25 protein-coding genes and 1 tRNA gene are annotated in these 24,593 nt (G+C 45.9%); 15 read left to right on the top strand and 11 right to left on the bottom strand.

The features are described from left to right. The first annotated feature begins 9 nt into the window (after window positions 1-9). A complete protein-coding gene (locus tag H8S63_RS09410) occupies window positions 10-1,500 on the top strand; it encodes a SusD/RagB family nutrient-binding outer membrane lipoprotein (protein WP_186926626.1) in 1,491 nt (496 codons plus the stop codon). A gap of 36 nt (window positions 1,501-1,536) precedes the next feature. Continuing rightward, complete coding sequence (locus H8S63_RS09415) at window positions 1,537-2,121, top strand: lipid-binding protein (protein WP_186926628.1); 585 nt, start codon at window positions 1,537-1,539, stop codon at window positions 2,119-2,121. Window positions 2,122-2,329: 208 nt separating this feature from the next. On the opposite strand, the gene H8S63_RS09420 is transcribed toward H8S63_RS09415, so the two are convergent. Further along, window positions 2,330-2,728, bottom strand: a complete 399-nt coding sequence (locus H8S63_RS09420) for a response regulator (protein ID WP_186926630.1) — start codon at window positions 2,726-2,728, stop codon at window positions 2,330-2,332. A 170-nt stretch (window positions 2,729-2,898) separates the two neighbouring features. Here H8S63_RS09420 and H8S63_RS09425 point away from each other — a divergent pair, with 170 nt between their 5' ends. From H8S63_RS09425 to H8S63_RS09445, 5 genes are all read left to right on the top strand, one after another. Continuing rightward, complete coding sequence (locus H8S63_RS09425; protein ID WP_007751596.1) at window positions 2,899-4,536, top strand: ABC-F family ATP-binding cassette domain-containing protein; 1,638 nt, start codon at window positions 2,899-2,901, stop codon at window positions 4,534-4,536. A 62-nt stretch (window positions 4,537-4,598) separates the two neighbouring features. Continuing rightward, window positions 4,599-5,009, top strand: coding sequence for a DUF6769 family protein (locus H8S63_RS09430; RefSeq protein WP_149923345.1), 411 nt, complete (start codon window positions 4,599-4,601; stop codon window positions 5,007-5,009). A 137-nt stretch (window positions 5,010-5,146) separates the two neighbouring features. After that, entirely contained in the window at window positions 5,147-6,382 is a 1,236-nt protein-coding gene (locus H8S63_RS09435; RefSeq protein WP_186926632.1) for an efflux RND transporter periplasmic adaptor subunit, read from the top strand. Window positions 6,383-6,441: 59 nt separating this feature from the next. Next, the gene (locus H8S63_RS09440; protein ID WP_055278391.1) at window positions 6,442-9,540 is read left to right on the top strand and encodes an efflux RND transporter permease subunit; all 3,099 of its coding nucleotides are present in this window, start codon (window positions 6,442-6,444) and stop codon (window positions 9,538-9,540) included. Between the two features lie 31 nt (window positions 9,541-9,571). Continuing rightward, window positions 9,572-10,756, top strand: coding sequence for a TolC family protein (locus H8S63_RS09445; RefSeq protein WP_022276319.1), 1,185 nt, complete (start codon window positions 9,572-9,574; stop codon window positions 10,754-10,756). A gap of 131 nt (window positions 10,757-10,887) precedes the next feature. Here the strand turns inward: H8S63_RS09445 and H8S63_RS09450 are convergent, their stop codons facing one another. Continuing rightward, complete coding sequence (locus tag H8S63_RS09450) at window positions 10,888-12,405, bottom strand: rRNA cytosine-C5-methyltransferase (protein ID WP_186926634.1); 1,518 nt, start codon at window positions 12,403-12,405, stop codon at window positions 10,888-10,890. A gap of 110 nt (window positions 12,406-12,515) precedes the next feature. On the opposite strand from H8S63_RS09450, the gene H8S63_RS09455 reads away from it, so the two are divergent. The 6 genes from H8S63_RS09455 to H8S63_RS09480 all read left to right on the top strand — a co-directional run bounded on the left by H8S63_RS09455 (window position 12,516) and on the right by H8S63_RS09480 (window position 16,737). Beyond that, on the top strand, window positions 12,516-13,091 hold the full coding sequence (locus H8S63_RS09455; protein ID WP_186926635.1) for a DUF6249 domain-containing protein: 576 nt from the start codon (window positions 12,516-12,518) through the stop codon (window positions 13,089-13,091). Further along, window positions 13,088-13,633 carry an RNA polymerase sigma factor gene (locus tag H8S63_RS09460; protein WP_007751611.1) on the top strand — a complete coding sequence of 182 codons (546 nt, stop codon included), beginning with the start codon at window positions 13,088-13,090 and terminating at the stop codon, window positions 13,631-13,633. Before H8S63_RS09455 ends, H8S63_RS09460 begins: the two co-directional genes overlap by 4 nt. Continuing rightward, window positions 13,620-13,952, top strand: coding sequence for a DUF5056 domain-containing protein (locus H8S63_RS09465; RefSeq protein ID WP_186926636.1), 333 nt, complete (start codon window positions 13,620-13,622; stop codon window positions 13,950-13,952). The genes H8S63_RS09460 and H8S63_RS09465 overlap by 14 nt, the downstream gene beginning before the upstream one ends. Window positions 13,953-14,088: 136 nt before the next feature. Further along, window positions 14,089-15,360 carry a cardiolipin synthase gene (gene cls / locus H8S63_RS09470; protein WP_007766774.1) on the top strand — a complete coding sequence of 424 codons (1,272 nt, stop codon included), beginning with the start codon at window positions 14,089-14,091 and terminating at the stop codon, window positions 15,358-15,360. An 83-nt stretch (window positions 15,361-15,443) separates the two neighbouring features. Continuing rightward, window positions 15,444-16,238, top strand: coding sequence for a thymidylate synthase (locus H8S63_RS09475; protein WP_007751620.1), 795 nt, complete (start codon window positions 15,444-15,446; stop codon window positions 16,236-16,238). 4 nt (window positions 16,239-16,242) lie between these two features. Continuing rightward, window positions 16,243-16,737, top strand: a complete 495-nt coding sequence (locus H8S63_RS09480; RefSeq protein WP_186926637.1) for a dihydrofolate reductase — start codon at window positions 16,243-16,245, stop codon at window positions 16,735-16,737. Between the two features lie 64 nt (window positions 16,738-16,801). On the opposite strand, the gene H8S63_RS09485 is transcribed toward H8S63_RS09480, so the two are convergent. Further along, window positions 16,802-17,281: an Lrp/AsnC family transcriptional regulator gene (locus tag H8S63_RS09485; protein ID WP_055278388.1), complete on the bottom strand. Its 480-nt coding sequence runs from the start codon at window positions 17,279-17,281 to the stop codon at window positions 16,802-16,804. 151 nt (window positions 17,282-17,432) lie between these two features. Here H8S63_RS09485 and H8S63_RS09490 point away from each other — a divergent pair, with 151 nt between their 5' ends. Together H8S63_RS09490 and H8S63_RS09495 are read left to right on the top strand one after the other, a co-directional pair. After that, complete coding sequence (locus H8S63_RS09490) at window positions 17,433-18,710, top strand: IgA Peptidase M64 (RefSeq protein WP_186926638.1); 1,278 nt, start codon at window positions 17,433-17,435, stop codon at window positions 18,708-18,710. 61 nt (window positions 18,711-18,771) lie between these two features. Then, on the top strand, window positions 18,772-19,308 hold the full coding sequence (locus H8S63_RS09495) for a GNAT family N-acetyltransferase (protein WP_007751628.1): 537 nt from the start codon (window positions 18,772-18,774) through the stop codon (window positions 19,306-19,308). 78 nt (window positions 19,309-19,386) lie between these two features. Here H8S63_RS09495 and H8S63_RS09500 read toward each other — a convergent pair whose 3' ends face one another. The 8 genes from H8S63_RS09500 to H8S63_RS09535 form a co-directional block, all read right to left on the bottom strand. Continuing rightward, a complete protein-coding gene (locus tag H8S63_RS09500) occupies window positions 19,387-19,857 on the bottom strand; it encodes a biopolymer transporter ExbD (protein ID WP_055278386.1) in 471 nt (156 codons plus the stop codon). Between the two features lie 3 nt (window positions 19,858-19,860). Beyond that, a complete protein-coding gene (locus H8S63_RS09505) occupies window positions 19,861-20,454 on the bottom strand; it encodes a biopolymer transporter ExbD (RefSeq protein WP_055278385.1) in 594 nt (197 codons plus the stop codon). Between the two features lie 34 nt (window positions 20,455-20,488). Beyond that, window positions 20,489-20,974 (bottom strand): hypothetical protein, encoded by a 486-nt coding sequence (locus H8S63_RS09510; protein WP_007766780.1) that lies wholly within the window; start codon window positions 20,972-20,974, stop codon window positions 20,489-20,491. Window positions 20,975-20,980: 6 nt separating this feature from the next. Next, window positions 20,981-21,784 carry a MotA/TolQ/ExbB proton channel family protein gene (locus tag H8S63_RS09515; RefSeq protein ID WP_007751637.1) on the bottom strand — a complete coding sequence of 268 codons (804 nt, stop codon included), beginning with the start codon at window positions 21,782-21,784 and terminating at the stop codon, window positions 20,981-20,983. A gap of 75 nt (window positions 21,785-21,859) precedes the next feature. Beyond that, a tRNA-Ser gene (locus H8S63_RS09520) sits at window positions 21,860-21,947 on the bottom strand. A 120-nt stretch (window positions 21,948-22,067) separates the two neighbouring features. After that, window positions 22,068-22,844, bottom strand: a complete 777-nt coding sequence (locus H8S63_RS09525) for a TatD family hydrolase (RefSeq protein WP_149923348.1) — start codon at window positions 22,842-22,844, stop codon at window positions 22,068-22,070. 5 nt (window positions 22,845-22,849) lie between these two features. Further along, window positions 22,850-23,554 carry a hypothetical protein gene (locus H8S63_RS09530; RefSeq protein ID WP_007751639.1) on the bottom strand — a complete coding sequence of 235 codons (705 nt, stop codon included), beginning with the start codon at window positions 23,552-23,554 and terminating at the stop codon, window positions 22,850-22,852. Between the two features lie 15 nt (window positions 23,555-23,569). Next, window positions 23,570-24,544, bottom strand: coding sequence for a polyprenyl synthetase family protein (locus H8S63_RS09535; RefSeq protein WP_186926639.1), 975 nt, complete (start codon window positions 24,542-24,544; stop codon window positions 23,570-23,572). Between the last annotated feature and the right edge of the window lie 49 nt (window positions 24,545-24,593).

Genomic DNA, 24,593 nt, shown 5'->3' on the forward strand with positions numbered 1-24,593 from the left:
CGATCGAAGATGAAAAAATTCAAGTATTTATATATAGGTGTATTAAGCGCCATCCTGTCCGGCACGTTCACCTCTTGCGAGGACTATCTGGACGTCAACAAAAATCCGAATTATCCGGACGAATCACAAGTGACGGTAACGACGTTACTGCCGTCCGCATTCACCGGCTCGGCTGCCGCAATGGGGTATTTGTACCAACTCTACGGTTCTATGTGGTCACAGCACTACACGCAGAATCCGTCATCCAGCCAATATATCACGCTGGTCAACTATGCGATGACTTCTTCCAGCGACCTCCGTCTGTGGAGAATTCCGTACGCGGACGTTTTGCCTGATCTCGATCTCGTCATCAAGAAATCGGAAGAGGAAGGTGCGTGGAACTATTGGGTGGTCGGAAAAATCATGACCGCGTTTACTTATCACGTGCTCACCGACGCTTATGGAGATATTCCTTTCACCGAAGCCCTGAAAGGTCAGAACTGCAAATACGACGATAGTAAAACGGTGGTTTATCCCGGCATTATCAAAATGCTGAACGACGCAATCGACAAGGAAGCGGAAGCCTCTGCCAAAGGTCTGAAAACCATGAACGTGGAAGATTATATCTATGACGGGGATATCGCGAAATGGATCAGATTTGCCAAAACTTTAAAGTTGAAGTTGCTCATGAGAGACTTTGACACGAACAAGGCGGAGATACAAACAATGCTCGCTGCCGGTGATTTTCTGAAAGACGACGCAACGGTACACTGTTTCGAGGATGTCGTAAATAAGTCCAATCCGTTCTATGAAAATGACCGCCGACAGTTGAATACGACAAATAATGTACGCGCCTGTACGACGTTGTATAACTATCTAGCCGAATATGAAGATCCGCGCATCGGAGACTTTTACGAAAAGACTGCCGCATCTGATAGAACCGAATACAGAGCGATTCCTTATGGGAACAGAACTTCCAGCACATATAGCATTTCAACAACTTCGCGTGCCGTAATCGGTGCTACCGATCCTGTTTATTATATGTCAGCGGCCGAAGCCGAATACCTGTTGGCGGAATGCTACGCACGGTTGGGAGACAAAGGCAGTGCCAAGACTCATTATGACAAAGCCGTTGAATTTTCTTTCGCCAGATGGAACCATGACGATGAAATCGATGAATTTATTGCAGCAGGAAAACCTTACGAATTCCAAGACACCGACGAAGAAAGTATGCTGAAATGTATCCTTACCCAGAAATGGATTGCCAGCACCCGTTGCCAGGCTTGGGATGCATGGTTCGATATCAACCGCACCGGTATTCCGGAAGTCAGCGAGTATACAACAGACGGTGATCCGGATGATTACGTTTTGGGTACGCTGGCATATAACCCCAACAGTTCGTTAGCTAAGGGTCAGTTTGCTCACCGCTTCATCTACTCAAAAGAGTCGTTGGATTATAATACGAATGCGCCTACGAAAGTTCCGGCAATTACCGAACCGCTGTGGTGGCATAAAAAATAATAAGGATATTGAACAATAGAAAGAAAGGATATATACATGAAACCTATTAATTATTTATTAGTCCTGATGTTCGCAATGGTCACTTTCGTGTCATGCGACACTTATGGAGACTATGAGCAGGAGTTTGCACCTATATACCCGCTGAGCGGACAATATTACGTCAAAGTGCTGGACGAGAACAATGAGGAACTGCTTATAAGCACAATAGAGGACGATGACGAATCATACAACGTCTACGGAACTTATCTGTATCTGTACAATACAGCGGATAATGATAAGGACAAGTTGTGGATCAAGTTGCCGAACGGTAATAAATTCCAAAGTGGTATTCTAGGCAAAATCAGTTGTAATGTGGAAGAACTCACCTTTAACGGAACAGCAGGCAATATGGTTGCCGACGGAACGACTCCCGTAGGGGAATTTACAGTCACTTCCGGAAAAGTCACTTTAGAAAGCGTTACGACTCCGACAAACGGGAAAGCGGACGGCATCGAAGTGAAATATACGCTGGAAGGCAAAACGTACACCATCAAAGGCTTCCGCCGCACCGGATGGGATGACGATGAAACGTGGGTTGAGCCTATTACTACTCCCGACGATGCATCCGGTTCTCAACCATAAGAACTAATTTCTCCTCCCTCCCCCAAAAGGGGGGGGGATATATCAAAACGCAGATTAACGCAAGTTAGCATAGATTATTTAAACAGGCTCCAAGTCTTGACTAATCCATTTCAATTGATATTCCATTGATATTCAATTGACATATTAATCAATGACTTATAGAATCTTTTCTATGATAATTTGCGTTAATCTGCGTTTTATTATTCATTTACCACTGCAAGTCGGGCAGATATTTACTTAGTGTACCGCGAAGAACCCCTAGCGTAATCGGCTTCACCAGCACTTCCGTAGCTCCCGCCTTCATCGCATTTTCCTTATCCGAACTGAAAGCGTAGGCAGTCTGCATGATAATGGGAATCGTAGTGTTGGACTCACGAATAATTTTCGTCGCTTCCAACCCATTCATCAGCGGCATTTTAATGTCCATCAACATCGCTTTGGCATTTTCCCCGTGTGTTTGAAATAAATTTACCATTTCTTCTCCGTTCCGTGCCCACATGATATCACATTTTTTACCTATGATCGCTTTAATCAGTTTAAAGTTGCTGTCGTCGTCTTCAGCCACAAGTATAAGCGGTCTGAATTCAGATGTTTGCGTACTTTCCATATTATTTAGTATATTATTTTCCATCTACATCCTTCTATATACTTAAGTTAATATCCAGTCTCAACAAGTTAATATCCTATTCCAACAAGTTAATATCCTATTTCAGCCCGCAAGATATAAAAAATATTCATATATTTCGCTATCTTTGCGCCTCAATTTAAAAGAATAATATGATTTCTGTAGACGGACTGGCCGTAGAATTTGGCGGCACGACTTTATTTAGTGATATCTCTTTCGTTATTAATGAAAAAGACCGCATCGCCCTGATGGGGAAAAACGGGGCGGGAAAAAGTACACTGCTCAAGATTCTGGCAGGCGTGAGGCAACCTACACGCGGCAAGGTCTCTGCACCGAAAGAGTGCGTGGTGGCCTATCTGCCCCAACACTTGATGACGGAGGACGGACGCACGGTGTTCGACGAAACGGCACAGGCTTTCGCGCATCTGCACGAGATGGAAGCGCAAATCGAGAAACTGAACAAGGAGTTGGAGACACGGACGGACTACGAAAGCGACAGTTATATGGCTCTGATCGAGGAAGTATCCTCCCTGAGCGAGAAGTATTATTCAATCGACGCCACGAACTACGAGGAGGATGTAGAGAAAGCGTTGCTCGGACTCGGTTTCCGCCGGGAAGACTTCGGACGTCAGACGAGTGATTTCAGTGGCGGATGGCGGATGCGCATCGAGTTGGCGAAGTTACTGTTGCAGAAACCGGACGTGCTGCTGCTCGACGAGCCGACGAACCATCTCGACATCGAGTCTATCCAATGGCTGGAAGATTTCCTGATCAATAACGGCAAGGCGGTGATTGTCATCAGCCACGACCGCAAGTTTGTCGACAACATCACGACCCGCACCATCGAAGTGACGATGGGGCGCATCTACGACTACAAAGTAAACTACTCACAATATCTCCAACTGCGCAAGGAACGCCGCGAACAGCAACAGAAGGCGTACGATGAGCAGCAGAAGTTCATCGCCGAGACGAAGGAGTTCATCGAACGTTTCAAGGGGACGTACTCGAAGACCTTGCAGGTACAGAGCCGTGTGAAAATGCTGGAGAAACTGGAACTGCTGGAGGTGGACGAAGAGGACACTTCCGCTTTGCGTCTGAAATTTCCGCCTTCCCCCCGTTCGGGCAGTTATCCGGTCATCATGGAGAATGTTGGGAAAACGTATGGAGAGAAGGTGGTGTTCAAGGGCGCCAATCTGACGATTGAGCGCGGAGACAAGGTGGCGTTCGTCGGCAAGAACGGCGAGGGTAAGTCTACGCTTGTCAAATGTATCATGCGGGAAATAGAGCACGATGGCACGCTGACGCTGGGACATAATGTACAAATCGGGTATTTTGCACAGAATCAGGCTTCACTGATGGACGAGAATCTAACTGTGTTCCAGACGATTGACGACGTAGCGAAAGGGGAAATCCGGAACAAGATCCGCGACTTGCTGGGTGCTTTCATGTTTGGCGGTCCGGAGGAGTCGATGAAGAAAGTGAAAGTGCTTTCGGGTGGAGAACGTACCCGCCTGGCAATGATCAAGCTATTGCTGGAGCCGGTCAACCTTCTCATCCTGGACGAGCCGACGAATCACCTCGACATGAAAACAAAGGACATCCTGAAACAGGCGTTGCTCGATTTTGACGGCACGCTGATTGTCGTTTCGCACGACCGTGATTTCCTCGACGGACTGGTATCAAAGGTTTATGAGTTTGGCAATCAGAAGGTGACGGAACACCTATGCGGTATCTATGAATTCCTCGAAAAGAAAAAGATGGATTCGTTGCAAGAGCTGGAAAAGAAATAATAAATAATAAAAAGAAGGGGCGGATTCCGGGAGAAGATAAAGAATTTGTATCTTTGCGCAGGATGAAAGGGAAAAAAAGAATCATAGTAACTCTGCTGTTTTTCATCAACATTATCATGTTGGTGGCAGCCGTTATTCCCCATCATCACCACCCTAACGGAATGATTTGCATGAAGCAGGACTTGCCCGTAGAGCAACAATGCCCCAAGCACCATCATCATCCGGAGAGCGACGCCTGTTGCAACAGCGAGTGTCTGACACGCTTTCAGTCGTCCATCCCATCCATACACAGCTATAGCAATCCGGATTATGTATTTATCGCTACGCTGTTCACCGATGTCATTATCGAACACTTACTACGCCCGCAGGAGAAACGGGTAAAGAACTATTACGTCTTCCGAGACTCTCTGCATAGCACGGATTTCTACCGTGCCACCTCGCTTCGCGCACCTCCCTACTCTGTTTTCGCTTAAAAACGCTCTTGCAAGCCAGTTGCAAAGGCGTTGTAGCTAATCTTTGCAAGCCAGTTGCAAGAACCTTGCCGTATTTTTGCAGTATGAATCTGCAACAACAAAAAGAAAACAAAAAACTTAAGTAGGAAATATCATTTATGAAGAAACTTATTTTTTTCGGAGTGCTGGGTTTATTTATCCTCGCCTCTTGTAATAGTACCGTCACACATACACACAACGAGCATGATCATGAGGCGGAAGGACATAATCATGCCACAGAAGATCACGACCACAGCGCCCACGGGGATGAATCCGGTGAAGGGCACAGTCACGAAACAGCAGACAGCCACCTCGAAACGGCCGAAGCGCATAGTGACGAGATCGTCCTTCCGAAAGTGAAAGCCGAAGCAGCCGGAGTAAAGGCTAGTATCATCGAGCCCGCTCCTTTCCAACAGGTCATTAAAACCAGCGGACAAGTACTTGCTGCTCAGGGGGACGAATCGGTTGCCGTAGCTACCGTAGCCGGCGTTGTTTCTTTTCGTGGAAAAGTGACAGAAGGAATGAGCGTCGGCAGCGGCACACCGTTGGTCACCATTTCTTCAAACAATATAGCCGACGGTGACCCGGTGCAACGTGCCCGCATCGCCTACGAGGTGTCGAAGAAAGAGTACGAACGGATGAAAGCCCTTGTCAAAAACAAAATCGTATCCGACAAGGAGTTTGCACAGGCGGAGCAGAATTACGAGAACGCCCGCATCAGCTACGAGGCCCTTTCGAAGAACCATTCGGCTATCGGACAAAATATCACAGCTCCCATCGCAGGCTATGTGAAAAGCATACTGGTGAAAGAGGGGGACTACGTGACCATCGGACAACCGCTGGTTAGCGTGACGCAGAACCGCCGTCTGTTCCTCCGCGCCGAAGTGTCGGAAAAGTACTACCCGTACCTCCGCACAATCAGCTCCGCCAATTTCCAGACTCCTTATAATAATAAGGTATACGAACTGCAAGCGCTCAACGGCAAACTCCTCTCTTTCGGGAAAACTGCCGGAGACAATTCTTTCTACGTACCTGTCACCTTCGAGTTCGATAACAAAGGTGAAGTGATTCCCGGCTCATTCGTAGAGGTTTTCCTGCTCTCGTCGCCAATGGAAAACGTAATTTCCCTTCCACGCACCGCATTGACGGAGGAACAAGGGAGCTACTTTGTATATCTGCAACTGGATGAGGAAGGGTACAAGAAACAGGAAGTGACCGTAGGAGCCGACAACGGAAAAAATGTCCAGATCCTGTCCGGCGTGAAAGCGGGCGACCGCGTTGTGACCGAAGGAGCGTACCAGGTAAGACTGGCCAGTGCAAGCAATGCCATCCCCGCACACAGCCATGAACACTGATTAAATGAAGAATGAATCTTCATCCTTAATTCCTCATTCATAATTCTTAATTTAAAAAGATGCTTAATAAAATCATACATTATTCCCTGCACAACCGGTTGCTGGTGCTCTGCGCTTCCATTCTTCTGCTCATTGCGGGGAGCTACACTGCCATGCACACGGAAGTAGACGTGTTTCCCGACCTCAACGCGCCTACGGTTGTCATCATGACCGAAGCCAATGGTATGGCCGCCGAAGAGGTTGAACAACTCGTGACTTTCCCTGTGGAAACTGCCGTAAACGGAGCTACCGGCGTACGCCGTGTCCGTTCTTCTTCCACCAATGGTTTTTCTGTTGTCTGGGTGGAATTCGACTGGGGAACAGATATTTATCTTGCCCGACAGATTGTGAGTGAAAAGCTCGCTGTAGTCAGTGAATCGCTTCCGGTCAACGTTGGAAAACCGACACTCGGCCCGCAATCTTCTATTCTGGGCGAAATGCTCATTGTCGGGCTGACGGCCGACTCTACCTCCATGCTCGACCTCCGTACGATTGCCGACTGGACTATCCGTCCGCGTCTGCTGTCTACCGGAGGAGTGGCGCAAGTGGCGGTGCTCGGAGGAGACATCAAAGAGTACCAGATTCAGCTTGATCCCGAGCGGATGCGCCACTACGGCGTTTCGATGGGTGAGGTGATGGCGGTGACGCAAGACATGAACCTGAACGCCAACGGCGGAGTGCTTTACGAGTTCGGAAATGAATATATAGTGCGAGGCGTGCTTTCCACCACTCAGACGGAACAGCTCGGCAAGGCGGTGGTAAAGACGGTGAACAACTTTCCTGTCACTCTGGAAGATATAGCAGACGTGGCGATAGGCCCCAAAGCGCCGAAATTGGGTACGGCTTCGGAACGGGGAAAACCTGCCGTCCTGCTGACTGTGACCAAGCAGCCCGCCACCAGTACACTGGAACTGACGGACAAGCTGGAGGCTTCGCTAAAAGACCTTCAGAAGAACCTGCCACCGGATGTAAAGGTTTCTACGGACATTTTCCGCCAAAGCCGCTTCATCGAAAGTTCTATCGGCAACGTGAAGAAATCGCTCTTTGAAGGAGGTATCTTTGTCGTTATCGTTCTGTTCTTGTTTCTGGCAAATGTGCGCACTACGCTTATTTCGCTGGTGACACTGCCTCTCTCACTGCTCGTTTCGATCCTGACACTGCATTATATGGGACTGACTATCAACACTATGAGTCTCGGAGGTATGGCAATCGCCATCGGTTCGCTGGTGGACGATGCCATAGTTGATGTGGAGAACGTATACAAGCGCTTGCGTGAAAACCGGCTGAAAGCGGAAGCGGAAAGATTGAGCACGCTCGAAGTGGTGTTCAACGCCTCGAAGGAGGTTCGTATGCCGATTTTGAACTCAACTTTAATTATCGTAGTCAGTTTCGTCCCCTTATTTTTCCTGAGTGGCATGGAAGGTCGAATGCTGGTCCCGCTGGGCATTGCTTTCATCGTGGCGTTATTCGCCTCGACGGTGGTAGCATTGACACTGACTCCGGTGCTCTGCTCTTATCTGTTGGGAAGCAACAAGACGAACAAGGAACTGAAAGAGTCTTTCGTAGCCCGCTGGATGAAAGGGATTTATGAAAAGGCACTGTCTTGGGTGCTGGCGCACAAACGGGTGACACTGGGTGGAACTATCGCTCTCTTCATCGTGGCGCTCGGTGTGTTCTTCACGCTGGGACGTAGCTTCCTCCCTTCTTTCAACGAAGGTTCGTTCACAATCAATATCAGTTCTCTGCCGGGTATCTCGCTGGAAGAGAGCAACAAAATGGGACAGCGCGCGGAAGAGTTGCTGTTGACCATTCCGGAGATACAAACCGTTGCCCGCAAAACGGGACGTGCCGAACTGGATGAGCACGCATTGGGTGTGAACGTGTCCGAAATTGAGGCTCCGTTTGAACTGGGCGACCGCTCGCGCAGCGAACTGGTGGCGGATGTACGTGAAAAGCTGGGCACAATTACAGGAGCAAACATTGAAATCGGACAGCCGATCAGCCACCGGATTGACGCCATGTTGTCCGGTACGAAAGCAAATATTGCCATCAAGCTATTCGGCGACGACCTGAACAAGATGTTTTCCATCGGCAATCAGATCAAAGAGGCGATCGGCGCAATTCCCGGCATCGCCGACCTGAATGTGGAACAGCAGATCGAACGTCCGCAGTTAAAAATACAGCCCAAACGCGAAATGCTGGCCAAGTTCGGAATCACACTGCCGGAGTTTTCCGAGTACGTGAATGTCGCTCTGGCGGGAAAAGTGATCTCGCAGGTGTACGAACAAGGCAAGAGTTTCGACCTGATTGTGAAGGTGAAGAACGACGCCCGTGACGAGATGGAGAAAATCCGCAACTTGATGGTGGACACGAACGACGGACGCAAAGTCCCCCTAAGCTATGTGGCGGAAGTGACATCGGCTATGGGGCCTAACACCATCAACCGTGAGAACGTGAAACGGAAAATCGTGATTTCCGCCAACGTTGCCGACCGCGACTTGCGCAGTGTGGTAAACGACATCCGGAAGCAGATCGACGCATCCGTGCAATTGCCCGAAGGCTACCACATCGAATACGGCGGGCAGTTTGAGAGCGAGCAGGCGGCGAGCAGGACATTAGCGCTGACTTCATTTATCAGCATCGTTGTGATTTTTCTATTGCTTTATCATGAGTTCCGCAGCGTCAAGGAGTCGGGAGTTATCCTGCTGAACCTGCCGCTCGCGTTGATCGGTGGCGTTTTCGCATTGGTACTTACAACGGGGGAAGTTAGTATACCCGCTATCATCGGATTCATCTCTCTGTTCGGAATTGCTACCCGTAACGGTATGCTGCTCATCAGCCATTACAATCATCTCCAACAAGTGGAGGGGCTGAACGTGTACGACAGCGTGATGCAAGGCTCGCTCGACCGTCTGAACCCGATCCTGATGACGGCTTTGTCTTCTGCTCTGGCATTGATTCCGCTGGCTCTGGGAGGTGATCTTCCGGGCAACGAGATTCAGAGTCCGATGGCAAAAGTGATTCTGGGAGGCTTGTTAACTTCTACTTTCCTGAACGGATTCATCGTCCCGATTGTTTATCTGATGATGCACCGCAAGAAGGCTTCAGCAAGTCTGTAATTGCAATTTACAACCAATAAAGAAGATGAAAATGAAACAAATCATAACTATCGGCGCGGCACTTCTGCTCCTGAACGCAGGCAGTGCACAAGCCCAGAACAGCATTGAGCAGGTTTTGAGAAATATCGAAACGAACAACAAGGAGCTGCAGGCTAACAAGCAGCTGATTCAGTCGCAAAAGCTGGAGGCTAGAACGGACAACAATCTGCCCGATCCTACGCTTTCCTATGCACACCTCTGGGGCTCGAAAGATAAAAGTGAAACAATCGGTGAGCTGGTGGTTTCGCAGAGCTTCGACTTCCCCAGCTTATACGCCACGCGCAACAAGCTGAACCGTCTGAAAATCGGAGCTTACGACAGCCAGGCGGATGTCTTCCGGCAGGAGAAGCTATTGCAGGCAAAGGAGCTTTGCCTGGACATCATTATGCTTCGCCAGCAGAAGCAGATTTTAGAAGAACGCCTGCGCAATGCGGAAGAACTTGCTAAAATGTACGCCAAACGCCTGCAGACAGGAGATGCCAATGCGCTCGAAACGAACAAGATCAATCTGGAGTTGCTGAATGTCAAGACGGAAGTGTCTCTGAACGAAACGGCGCTGCGCAATAAATTGCAGGAATTGAGTACGTTGAACGGAAATCTTCCAGTTGTTTTCGAGGAGAGCCAATACCCGGCCGTGCCTTTCCCGACTGATTATCAGATACTGAAATCGGAGGTGTTATCGGCAGACCGCACGTTGATGGCGCTTGGCAACGAGAGCCTCGTCGCCCGCAAACAAATTGCTGTCAACAAGTCGCAATGGTTGCCGAAACTGGAGCTGGGCTACCGCCGGAACACGGAATCGGGTACTCCTTTCAACGGCCTAGTGGTGGGATTCTCTTTCCCTCTTTTTGAAAACCGGAACAAGGTGAAGATTGCCAAAGCACAGGCTCTGAACATAGATCTGCAAAGGGATAATGCCGCCTTGCAGGTAGAATCCGAACTGGCACAGCTTTACCGGGAAGCCAAAACGCTTCATGCTTCTATGGAGGAGTACACGAGGACTTTCCGGTCGCAACAAGATCTTGCCTTGCTCAAACAGGCCTTGACCGGAGGACAAATCAGCATGATTGAGTACTTTGTGGAGGTGTCCGTGCTCTATCAGAGCCACCAGAATTATCTGCAACTGGAAAATCAATACCAGAAGGCAATGGCGCGGATCTACAAGAGCAAATTATAAATATAAAAGGGATTTATCTACTTATGGAGGTATTTATCTACTTATGAAAGTATTTATCTACTTATGAAAGTAAACAGGATAAGATTTATCGAGCTGATCTTATCCTGTTTTTTTTAATTGTGCCGAGAAATTTACAGTATCCGAAGTTCCTCCGGCAGATAGCCGCTACGAATGCGCCATTCCTGCGGATAAAGATTGTTAGCCCGGTTGCCGATATTTTTCACGAAGCCCAACGGGACGCCTCTATAAGTAAGCAACACGAACCCGCGAGCCACCGCAGCAGGAAGTACAATAGCTTCTTTGCGCAAATAAGCTATCGCCTGCTCATAGCTAATGTCCTCAACGGCAAAAGCGCCGTCACGCAACAGCACAGGGCACAGTGCCAGCGCATGAGCGGGAACCAAATCTCGCCCTTTCACTTCACCCACCGACACACCGGACTGGATCACTTTCAAATTCTGTCGAAGTGCTTCCAACTCTTCCAGACGAGCATTGGGAAAGGCGTAAACGGTTTCCGCATCGGTCAGAAGAGAATAGTTGCCGATGTCCCTCACCCAACTCCGGGCTACGTCCATCAACTCTTTAGCGACAGACGGGACTCCTTTCCCAGCGTGTTTCCCTTTTTTCTTTGCAGCTCGCGCTATCGTAGATTTTGAGATTGCAGACTTCTGTGAATTGATGGTTTCCCATGCCTTCTTCGTTTCGTTTTCATCTGTTTCTATGCACGGTTTCCGAAGAACAGCCAGAAAGAATCCCTCTCCTTTCGTTTTATGAGGGAAGAAGTGATAGACGGGAATGCCCTCCAAATGAACGGTCCCGGTCGATTCATCTTTCAACAGATTTCCTGTTATATTCCATTCTTCCCGAACTTCCAACGGCAGCAGTTCCGCCCCGAACTCTTGCTGAATCCAGCGTACGTTTTCTTCATCTTCTTTTGTATTAAAGGTACAGGTACTATATATAAGAATGCCTCCGGGCTTCAGACAAGGCCAAATATCAGCAATAATCCTCCGCTGTCTCTGCCAGCAAATCTCTACATTCTCCGGGGTCCATTCTTCTATCGCCACAGGGTCTTTGCGGAACATTCCTTCACCGGAACAAGGAACGTCGGTGAGAATTACATCAAAAAAAGACGGTAAAGCCGAGAAATCCGCCGGATCATTATTGGTAACCACCACATCCGGATGTCCCCACTTCGCAAGATTTTCCGCCAAAACCTGTGAACGGTTTCGTATGACTTCATTAGCCACCAGCAGGCTTCCTTCGGGCAGCACGCTACGGGCATGGGTAGACTTTCCACCGGGAGCGGCGCAAAGATCCAACATTATTGCCGGTTCTTTGATGTATTGGCGTAATGCCTGCTCTACAAACATCGAGGAGGCCTCCTGAACATAGAAACAACCGGCATGAAACAACGGATCGAATGTAAAAGTCAGGCGTTCGTCCAGATAAACCCCTTCGGACGACCAAGGAACTCGGTCGAAAGGAGAATGGACAGCAGATAACCCTTCATCCTGCATTTTCCATTTTTCATTGTTAAAGCGGATACTGACAGGTGGTTCTTGCTGCAGGGCAACGGCCAGTTTTTCATATTCTTCTTCACCTAATAAAGAGCGGGTATAGTCTACAAAAGAAGCGGGTAATTCCATTTTTCATTTATTAATTTCCGCAAATATCAAAAATATTTCGTCTCTTTGCAACTTTCTAAGTCATTAACTACGTCTAACAAACAAAGAAACAAATTTAAAAAATGATCTATATGAAAAATTTTCTACTTGCTTTGATGGTTGTATTGACCACTTGCACACTGGCTGTCGCTCAAAATCAGAATCCTGTTGCCCACGACTCCATCAGTCAGGCGGAACCGACTCTGGTAGTTGACACAGACACAACCGACTCTATCGCCAAAGAGAATGTTACTGCTACGGACACAAGTAATCATGGCGTTCTGTACAGCCTATCCAATGCGATGGAGGATGTTCTGATTCCTATCATCGCAATCATTGCAGTCTTCGGTTTTCCGGTGTTTATCCTATTCATCATTTTCTTCTTCCGCTACAAGAACCGGAAAGCCCGCTATCGCCTTGTCGAACAGGCTCTTGCTGCCGGACAACCGCTTCCGGAAGATTTCCTCAAGGAGGACAAGCCGAATGATCCGCGTACGCAAGGCATCAAAAACATCTTTACGGGAATCGGACTTTTCATCTTCCTCTGGGCTATTACCGGTGAATTTTCAATCGGCACTATCGGTCTGCTAATCACTTTCATGGGAATCGGGAAGTGGATCATCGGTAGAAAGAAAGATGAAAATCAAGAAAATGACAGTCAAAGATGAATCAACTCAATGATATATCGCTAGTCGCGCAGGTCGTGGTGTTCAGAAACACTAAGGCCTTCGACCAGCTGGTGAAGAAGTACCAATCACCGGTCCGGCGGTTCTTCCTGAATCTGACTTGCGGAGACAGCGAATTGAGTGACGACCTGGCACAAGACACGTTTATCAAAGCGTATACAAATATTGCTTCTTTCAGAAATTTGTCCAGTTTCTCCACGTGGCTGTATCGAATTGCTTACAATATATTTTATGATTATATTCGCAGCCGCAAAGAAACAGCAGACCTTGACGCCAGAGAAATAGACGCCGCCAACAGTGCCGAACAGGAAAACATCGGTCAAAAGATGGATATCTACCGATCGCTCAAGACGCTTAAAGAAATAGAAAGAACCTGCATCACGCTTTTTTATATGGAAGATTTAAGTATCGAAAAGATTGCGGGAATTACAGGAATACCGACAGGAACGGTGAAAAGCCATCTGTCGCGTGGAAAAGAAAAGTTAGCAACGTATTTAAAACAAAACGGTTATGACAAAAATTGAAAATGACGAGAAGCTTTTGAAGGATTTCTTCACGGCTAACAAACAGGAAATAGCTGATAATGGCTTCAGCCGCCGTGTCATGCATCGCTTGCCCGATCGTAGCAATTGGTTGGCACGCATCTGGAACGCTGCCGTGATGGTTGCGGGCGCTGTGCTTTTCATTTGGATGGGCGGCTTGGAAGCTGCTTGGGGAACAATCAGAGAAGTGTTCATAAGCATGATTAATCAAGGCACTGCGGAGCTGGATCCGAAATCGATTATTATCGCCTCTGTCGTCCTGGTATTTATGGCAACACGAAAAGTTGCATCGATGGCATAAAAGTTATCAACAGCATAAGAGTTATAAAAGCACTTCGTCTGTTAAACAATAATAAATATACCCTTTCTCTCAAACAAGCCCAAACATAGATGTCGTATCTTTGTTGAACTGTAAAACTAAAATAGAGAGAAAAGTTTTGAAATTACGTATATTTATTTTATTCCTGTTCCTGTCTTTATTACACGCTCAGGCAGACATCATAGACAGTCTAAAAACACAACCCAGAGACTCGATCGGACTTACAAGTGACTCACTTGTATTACGTTTTCTGGAAGAGTCCGGCATACCCATTTCCGACAACAATAAAGTAAAGTTACTGAAAAGCGGACGGGAAAAGTTTATCGATTTATTCGAAGCTATCCGGGAAGCCAAACATCATATTCATCTGGAATACTTTAACTTCCGCAACGATTCCATCGCCAATGCCCTATTCGACTTGCTGGCTCAGAAAGTGAAAGAGGGGGTTGAGGTACGTGCTATGTTCGATGCTTTTGGCAACTGGTCTAACAACAAACCTCTGAAAAAGAAACATCTCAAGAAAATACGTGAACAGGGCATTGAAATTGTAAAGTTCGATCCGTTCACATTCCCTTATATCAACCACGCTGCCCACCGCGACCATCGGAAAATAGCTGTCATTGATGGGAAAATAGCTTATACGGGAGGCATGAATATAGCAGATTACTATATCAACGGTCTGCCTAAAATAGGGACCTGGCGTGATATGCATATGCGCATAGAGGGAGACGCGGTCAATGACTTACAGGAAATCTTCCTGACAATCTGGAACAAAGAGACCAAACAAAATGTAGGAGGAGCTGCCTACTTTCCACTCCACGAGAGCAAGACGGATAGTACCGACATCATTGTCGCAATCGTTGACCGTACTCCGAAAAAGAACAGCCGAATGCTGAGCCACGCGTATGCGATGAGTATTTATTCGGCACAAAAAAACGTTCACATCGTAAATCCTTACTTCGTGCCGACCTCTTCAATCAAAAAGGCGCTTTACCGAACTATTGATCGGGGGGTGGATGTGACAATCATGGTTTCCTCCGCTTCCGATATTCCATTTACCCCAGACGCCGCACTCTACAAACTTCACAAACTGATGAAAAGAGGGGCAACGGTCTATATGTATAACGGCGGGTTCCATCACTCTAAAATCATGATGGTCGATGATCTGTTTTGCACAGTGGGGACTGCCAATCTGAATAGCCGCAGCCTGCGGTATGACTACGAAACCAATGCTTTTATTTTTGATAAACGGATAACGGGCGAACTGAACACGATGTTTCACGAAGACATCCGGGATTGCACCCAACTGACTCCCGAATTCTGGAAAAAGCGTTCGCCCTGGAAGAAGTTCGTAGGATGGTTTGCTAATTTATTCACTCCATTTTTGTAATTTTGCATAAGCGTATATAGTCTTGAGCGAACGTATATATAATTTTGCGCAAGCGTACGTATAGTATTTGAAATTTATTCATTATGAAACAATATTTGGATTTATTAAATCGTGTATTAACCGAAGGCACAGAGAAAAGTGACCGTACCGGAACCGGAACCATCAGCGTCTTCGGTCATCAAATGCGTTTTAACCTTGAGGACGGTTTCCCTTGCCTGACGACCAAGAAATTGCATTTAAAATCAATTATATATGAATTACTCTGGTTCTTGCAAGGAGATACCAATGTGAAGTATCTGCAAGAGCATGGAGTACGCATCTGGAACGAATGGGCGGATGCAAACGGTGATTTAGGGCATATTTATGGGTATCAGTGGCGTTCGTGGCCTGACTACAACGGGGGATTCATCGACCAAATCAGTGAAACGGTGGAAACGATCAAACACAATCCGGACTCACGCCGTATCATTGTTAGCGCCTGGAATGTAGCGGACTTAGACAACATGAACTTGCCGCCTTGCCATGCCTTTTTCCAATTTTATGTGGCGAATGGCCGATTGAGCCTGCAACTTTATCAACGCAGCGCCGATATTTTTCTAGGTGTTCCTTTCAATATCGCGTCGTATGCATTATTGTTGCAGATGATGGCGCAAGTGACGGGACTGAAAGCAGGAGATTTCATCCATACTTTAGGGGACGCTCATATATACCTGAATCATCTGGAACAAGTGAAACTACAACTTACACGCGAGCCTCGTCCGTTACCGCAAATGAACATCAATCCGGATGTAAAAAGCATTTTCGATTTCAAATTCGAGGACTTTGAGTTAGTAAATTATGACCCGCATCCTCACATAGCGGGTGCAGTAGCTGTATGACAATATGAGTAAAATATCAATAATTGCCGCCGTAGACCGCCGTAGAGCAATAGGTTTCCAAAATAAACTCTTGTTCTGGCTGCCCAACGACTTGAAACGTTTTAAGGCATTGACTACCGGAAATACCATAGTTATGGGACGGAAAACTTTTGAGTCACTTCCGAAAGGTGCATTACCGAATCGCAGAAATGTGGTTATCTCTTCCAATCCGGCATTGCAATGTCCCGGTGCGGAAGTGTTCCCTTCGCTCACCGCCGCTTTGCAGAGTTGCAAAGAAGATGAACACATATATATCATAGGAGGAGCAAGTATCTATCAACAAGCGTTGCCATTCGCCGACGAACTTTGTCTGACGGAAATAGACAGTACAGCTCCCGAAGCGGATGTGTACTTTCCGGAGGTTTCTCCGGCTGTGTGGCAAGAAAAAAGCAGAGAGACTCACCCTGCGGACGAGAAACATCTCTGCTCGTATGCTTTTGTCGATTACACAAGGAAATAACTGACTTCCGCTTAGCGCAATCTTATCATCTCATCTGTCACTATCGGTTGATGAGATGATTTGACTAATCTTCATCATCAAAGTCTATATCTATCGGCATCTGTCGCTTGATGGCTTCATGGAAAGATATTAATGTTTCAGTACGAGCCAGACCAAGCGGCTGTAATTTATCATGAATAATGCTCAACAGATGATGATTGTTTTTAGCGTAAATCTTGATAAACATATCATATTTTCCGGTAGTGAAATGACACTCGACTACTTCGGGTATAGCTTCCAAAGCCTTCGTCACCGAATCAAAAGATTCAGGATCTTTCAGATATATACCGATGTAGGCGCAAGTCTCATACCCTACTTTCTCAGGATCAATAATATATTCTGAACCTTTCAGGATTCCAAGATTTGTCAACTTCTGAATACGTTGATGAATGGCAGCACCGGAAACACTACACGCTCTTGCTACTTCAAGAAAAGGAATACGCGCATTTCCTGCAATCAGTTTCAGGATTTGCTCATCCAAAATATCTATTTGATGATGTCCCATTTTCAAATCAAATTGTTTAAAACGATGAATCTTTTGTGCAAAGTTAGCGATTTTTCGGCAACAAATACTATAAACTATTACTTTTATTTATAGAAGGCGGATAAGTCGCTAATAGTTTGTACCTTTGTAAAAACATAAATATACTATTTATATGAAACAAATTTGCTGTACCATCCTACTATTTTTCGCTTTTGCAGGAAGCCATGCGCAAGATTTTGCGGATTACTTTCAGAACAAAACTTTACGAGTAGATTATATCTTTACCGGAAATGCGGAAAGACAAAATATTTACCTGGATGAATTATCGCAACTACCGTCTTGGGCAGGACGGCAACACCGCCTTTCGGAACTTCCATTGGAGGGCAACGGACAAATCATCGTTAAAGATCTCGCTACTCAACAAACTATTTATAAGACTTCTTTCTCTTCACTGTTCCATGAATGGCTGAGCACAGACGAAGCAAAAGAGACTGCTAAGGGCTTCGAAAATACATTTCTCCTGCCATTTCCCAAACAGCCTGCTGAAGTGGAGATTTCTTTGTATTCTCCCCGCAAAGAGGTTATGGCACGCTACAAACACCTTGTCCGTCCGGATGATATACTGATTCATCAACGAGGCGTGTCCCACGTCACTCCGCACCGGTATCTGCTCCGGAACGGAAACGAGAAAGACTGCATTGACGTTGCCATACTTGCTGAAGGCTATACGGATAAAGAGATGGATCTGTTTTACCAAGATGCGGAAAGTGCCTGCGAAAGCCTGTTTTCGCATGAGCCGTTCCGCTCAATGAAGGACAAATTCAATATTGTTGCCGTAGCCAGCCCGTCCACTGATAGCGGTGTTAGTGTTCCTCGCGAGAATCAATGGAAACAGACGGCTGTCCACTCACACTTCGACACTTTCTATTCAGACCGCTATCTGACTACCAGCCGAATAAAGTCTATCCATAACGCTTTGGCGGGTATCCCCTACGAGCACATTATTATCCTTGCCAACACGGACGTCTACGGCGGAGGAGGAATCTATAACTCCTACACACTGACCACCGCCCATCATCCCATGTTTAAACCAGTGGTAGTCCATGAGTTCGGCCACAGTTTTGCCGGGTTGGCTGATGAATATTTTTACGAAAACGATACCATGACGGATACTTATCCATTGGATGTCGAACCGTGGGAGCAAAATATATCAACACGGGTGAATTTTTCCTCCAAATGGGAAGATTTGCTTCCGGCAGGCACTCCGATACCTACTCCTGCCAACAAATGGGAGAAGTTTCCTATCGGGGTATACGAAGGTGGGGGTTACTCTGCCAAAGGTATTTATCGCCCTGCCCATAATTGCCGCATGAAAACAAACGAATACAAGGAATTTTGTCCGGTTTGCCAACGTGCCATCCGGCGTATAATCGAATTCTACGTTCCTTGATGTAAGGATAAGAATGAAATTGTAAAACAGAAATATTATCTAATTTTAAAACCCGAACCTCATGATCAGACTTCAACCAATCAGTACATCTGACCTGCAACATTACAAATTTATGGAAGAACTGCTGGTAGATTCTTTTCCACCGGAAGAGTACCGGCAATTAGAACAGTTACGTGAATTCACCGACCGGACAGGCAATTTCCATAATAACATTATTTTTGATGACGACTTGCCGATAGGCTTCATCACCTATTGGGACTTCGGTAACTTCTATTACGTAGAGCACTTTGCAACCAATCCCGCTTTGCGCAACGGAGGGTACGGCAAACGTACGCTGGAATATCTATGCGACTACTTAAAACTCCCCATTGTACTCGAAGTGGAGCGTCCGGTAGAAGAGATGGCAAAGAGACGTATCGGCTTCTACCAACGTCAAGGATTTGTCTTATGGAAGAAAGACTACCGCCAGCCTCCTTACAAGCCCGGTGATCACTTCCTCCCAATGTATCTGATGGTACACGGCAACCTTGATCCGGAAAAAGACTACGAAGATATAAAGCATAAACTGCACACGGTCGTCTACGGAGCAAAAGAGTGAAGTAGAAAGAAAACAGAACAAAGAAAAGGCTTCCAAATCATTTTGGAAGCCTTTTCTTTATATAATAGAATTAACTAATTATTTCTCACCACGTTTAGTAGCAGAATAGTTAATCTTCAAAGCATAAGATTTTCTGAGAGCATTTTTTACGTCAGTAACAATACCCATCTTTGTCTTTTGGTCTACTTTCAGAGACACAGTCATCTTAGCGGCGTCCCCTTCACTCATACTAGCGCGTTCCTGGAAAATGAAGTCCTGCACCTCGCCCACTTCAGCATAGCTGTCGTTGAGCTGAATACGACTTTCAGTACCCATTTTCGCACGGTATTCTTGTGTAGGTTCACCTATATAAATGAATGTCACCAATGATTTCTTCTCCAGTTTTTCGAGCTCAGTACCTTGCGGAAGCGTAAACTGCACCTTTAATGTTACCTCACGCATTGTTGTTACAATCATAAAGAAGAACAACAAGGTAAAGATAAGGTCAGGCAACGAAGAAGTATTCAATGCCGGCATTTCACGTTTACCAGTCTTATTAAATTTTCCCATTACTTACTTCTTTTTTTCTCCGTATTTTTTAGGTTCTGCCTCAGAAATACGTTGCGGATAAATCTCACGGACTGCTTTCTGTTGTAGATCGTTCAGTTCCGAATAAGTAACCCCAAATTTTTCTTTAGCCAACTCATCTCTCAATTCATTGTATGCAGCAACCAATTCATTCTGCACACTGATATATGCCTGATAAGAAGATCCACGGTCATTCTGCAAAGAAATTACGTGCTTGTCGTTAACCATGCATGTGCCGAAGAACTCTACATTCTTCTGTGTTTTTTCAGGCATATTTTCTGCGTTAGCAACGTTAGCGATAAATTCTTTGGCCTTTTGTCTCAACTGATCAACACCGATATAATCATTTCCGCACATCAAAGCATCATCCTTATTCAGATACACCTGCAAGATGTTACGTTCTTTGATTTTATCCGTATTCTCGTTCTTTTCATCTTCGGGAGGTGGAGGCAAAAGTCTTGCCAAACCACGGTCCGTATCCATTGATGTTGTAATCAAGAAGAAGATCAGCAACAAGAAAGCGATATCCGCCGTAGAACTTGAGTTAATATCAGGAACTTTTCTTTTTCCTTTTGCCATTGTAATTACTTTTTAATTGAGTACTCTCAATTGATTATGATAATTTTTTCTTTATACCACTTGCAATGATTGCAACAATTGTTACAAACAACAGGATGTAAATAGAATAAAGGAACATATCAGTCAGCTTCAACCAGAAAGGAACGTTGTCAGTACCATCATAACCCGGAATCTGCATAGGTGTACCGTCACCCATAGCCCAAGCTACAACTAAAACAACAACCAAAAGAACCAGACCAAGCAAAGACTTAATAGCGGCTGCCGGGCTGTCTTTCAAAGCTGCACCAAATTGGAATACTGCGGCAACTAAAGTAGCGGCAATAGCAATACCAAACAAAGCATACATCAAATAGAGTAAGGCATCTGTCTGGGCCGGTTGCCACATTTCGGGATCTACTCCCGGGATCACTGCCGCTCCAGTAGCGTCTCCTCCGAAGAAGAAGAGCCCCATCACGATCAGGATAATAGCAAACATCGCATACAATGCGTAATACGATATTCTATATGTTAACTTACTCATTTCGAATTATTTTTTATATTTCAGGTTATATTTGATCACCATGTCAAGCAAAGAGATAGAAGAATCTTCCATTTCACTTGTAAGAGCTTCAATCTTAGAAAGTACGTAGTTGTAGAATACCTGAAGGATCAATGCTACGATCAAACCGAAGATTGTTGTAATCAAGGCCACTTTCATACCACCTGCAACAACTGTCGGAGAGATATCACCTACCTGCTGGATTTTATCAAATGCCTGCACCATACCGATTACAGTACCCAAGAATCCGAGTGACGGAGCCATTGCGATAAACAGTGTGATCCAAGAACATCCTTTTTCAAGGTAACCAGCCTGTACACCACCGTAAGATACAACTGACTTCTCAACTACGTCAATACCTTGATCGATTCTCATCAAACCTTGGTAGTAGATAGAAGCAACAGGACCTCTAGTGTTACGAGCAATGTCTTTTGCAGCTTCAACGTCACCTTTTTCCAAAGCAGCTTCGATAGATGCCATGAATTTTTTTGTGTTGATTTCAGCCAAGCTCAAATAGATGATACGTTCGATACAGAAAGCCAAACCAATCACCAAAGCGATAGCTACCAAACTCATGAAAGATGCAGTACCTTCGATGAATTTAACTTTGATTTCCTTGTGAATACCACCTTCTTCTGCAGCAGGAGCAGCAGCAGTTGTAGCTTCAGCAGCAGGAGCAACAGCTTGTTGTTCAGTTTGTTCTGCTGCAGGAGCGTCTTGAGCCTGAGCAAGTTGAGTTGAGCCAAATGTCAAGGCCCCAATCACAGCAACAATTGCGAATAACTTTTTCATTGTGTGTCTAATTTTTAAGATTAATTAATTGATTATTATTATTGTTTTTACTTCTCGTTTCACATTCAATTTCTGCGGAGAGACGGGGATTCGAACCCCGGATACACTTTTGGCGTATACACGCTTTCCAGGCGTGCCTCTTCAACCACTCGAGCACCTCTCCCTATGGGTTTTCTGTATTTTCAGCTACAAATGTATCCTTTTTTTTCTTTTCTTGAAGCATTATCCCTTTTTTATCTCGAATAAATACTGCAAATTAATATAATTTAAAACCTTTCGTGCCTTATTTGCGGAATCCGAACACTTTTAGCGCATTTTCAGAAGTGACCTGAGCCACGTATTCAAGGCTCTTCTGATAAATTTCCGCTACTTTGGCAAGGGTATCTTTCACGTTGGCGCTTTCATTTCTCTTCCCGCGATTCGGAACGGGGGTCAAATAAGGAGAGTCGGTTTCGAGCACAATACGCTCCAAAGGAACGGTCAACAGGGTTTCCGGCAACGTCGACTTTTTGAAAGTGACCACTCCGTTAATGCCCAGCATGAAACCATCGAACTCCAGCAGTCTAGCCGCTTCTTCCGGCGTTCCGGTAAAGCTATGGAAAATCCCTCTTAATGCGGTTTTCTTATAGGGTTCCATTACCTTATATATATAATCAAATGCTTCTCTCGTATGAATAACAACCGGCAATTCATATTCAAGCGCCCATTCGATCTGTCTTTCAAAGACCAAAAGCTGTTCTTTCAGAAAAGTCCGGTCCCAATAGAGATCCAGACCGATCTCACCGATAGCCACAAAATAATTGGGAGCCGACAAACGTTCACGTACAATTGCCAATTCCTGCTCATATGTTTCATTCACCGAAGTAGGGTGCAATCCAATCATCGGATAACAAAGATCCGGATATTTCGCACAAACGGATAATAAAGCGTCAATCGTCGTACTGTCAATATTGGGCATAAAAATAGACGAGACACCGGCATTGCGCGCACGCTCCATAACTTGCGGCAAGTCTTCGGCAAATTCTTCTAAAAAAAGGTGTGAATGGGTGTCTATCAACATGATAACTAATTTTCTTCTTTTACTTTCTCGCTGGAACGGTAATAATATATCAGTCCATAATCACGGCACTTATCCAAACGATCCTCGTTTGGAGTAACGTCTTGATATTTCGCTTCTACCTGATTCCAGATATCCAGAATCAGTTCATCGGCACGCTCACGCATAGAGGACAGCTCATCAAGACTACGGTTGGTCAATGCCTGATAATTCTTTTGCCGTTCATAACTGTCCAGAAAAATATCGTAATGCACTTTTACACGTGCAATGGTCGGGTTATAAATAGGTATACCGCCCTGTCCTGTCCGGCGTTGCTCGCCTTCGATGATTTTCTTCCCCCACTCCACCAACGAAGCCTCACTCAACAGATCGGGCACGACATTGGCATCGGGCAAATCGTACAGTTTTTTGTGTACCGCTTTTATCTCGTCACGAAGCACAGCCAAATTGAGCACTTGGATAAAATGAGAAATATACAACCGGGCGGTTTTCACATTTGCCTGGTGCTTGCGACTAGCCCGAGACTGATTCTCGTAACATTGCGTATAGTAAATTTGCGCAGCCTCGAACCTCTGCAGGAAGTTACGTGCCTCGAACAGCGTCTTTAATGAAATAGCCAAATCGCGTACATTATATACATCCCCTTTTTCGACCGCCGCTTTCAGCGCCCGAACTCTCGCTTGATCTGTATTTGGTAATCGTCTATAAGGCATGCTTCAAGGACTTAGCTACATTTCACGGTACATTAACAATTTCACCAGGTTCTTCAGTTCTTTTTTTCTTTCCTCAGCCACTCCCACTGCGGCAAGGCTTTCCATAGCAAGCGTGTAATAGCCGCGCATTTTGTTTTCGCAGACACTGCGAATGTCCAGTTGGTTATACAGTTCAGTCACCGCTTTTATTTTCTCGGCCGGCTGACAAGTTTCCGCATCCAGCCAACGGTTCAGTTCCTCCCTCTGTTTCGCATCCGCACGATCCAATGCCTTGATGAGCATATATGTTTTTTTGTTGCACAGGATGTCTCCGCCTATTTTCTTTCCGAACACTTCCGGATCTCCATAAACGTCCAGCAGGTCATCTTGTAACTGGAATGCAACGCCTATCTGCATTCCGAATTTATATAGATTTTCCGCATCTTCGGCAGTCGCCCCCGCCAAGATAGCGCCAATCTTAAGACTGCCCGCAAGCAGCACCGCTGTTTTCAGGCGGATCATTTCAATATACTCATCTTCCGTCACATCACCGCGGGATTCAAATTCCATGTCCAGCTGCTGTCCCTCGCAAATCTCAAGCATAGTCAGGCTGAACAGGTCCATCACCTCTTTCAAGTGTTCCGCCGGGCAAGCCGTCATATAGCGGAATGCCAGAATCAGCATAGCGTCTCCCGACAGCACAGCCGTGTTATCATTCCAGACTTTGTGCACGGTCGGTTTTCCCCTACGCATATCCGAACGGTCCATCAAATCATCATGCAACAACGTGTGGTTGTGGTACACTTCGATAGCAGCAGCCGGTTCATAGATAGAAGCAACATCCTCCCGATACAAATTGTACGCCATCAACATTAATACGGGGCGTATCCGCTTCCCACCCAGAGAAAGAGTATATTCGACCGGTTCATAAAGTCCTTTCGGTGTCCGGATAAATTGGATATCTGCAATATATTTATTTATTTTATCAAGTAGTTGAGAAGCTGTATACATGAGGATGGAGAAATATTTAATGAATGAAAAGAGGCTGCCGAAAGCAGCC

It is taken from the genome of Bacteroides sp. NSJ-39 (assembly GCF_014287315.1).
In the GTDB taxonomy this organism is placed as follows: domain Bacteria; phylum Bacteroidota; class Bacteroidia; order Bacteroidales; family Bacteroidaceae; genus Bacteroides; species Bacteroides finegoldii.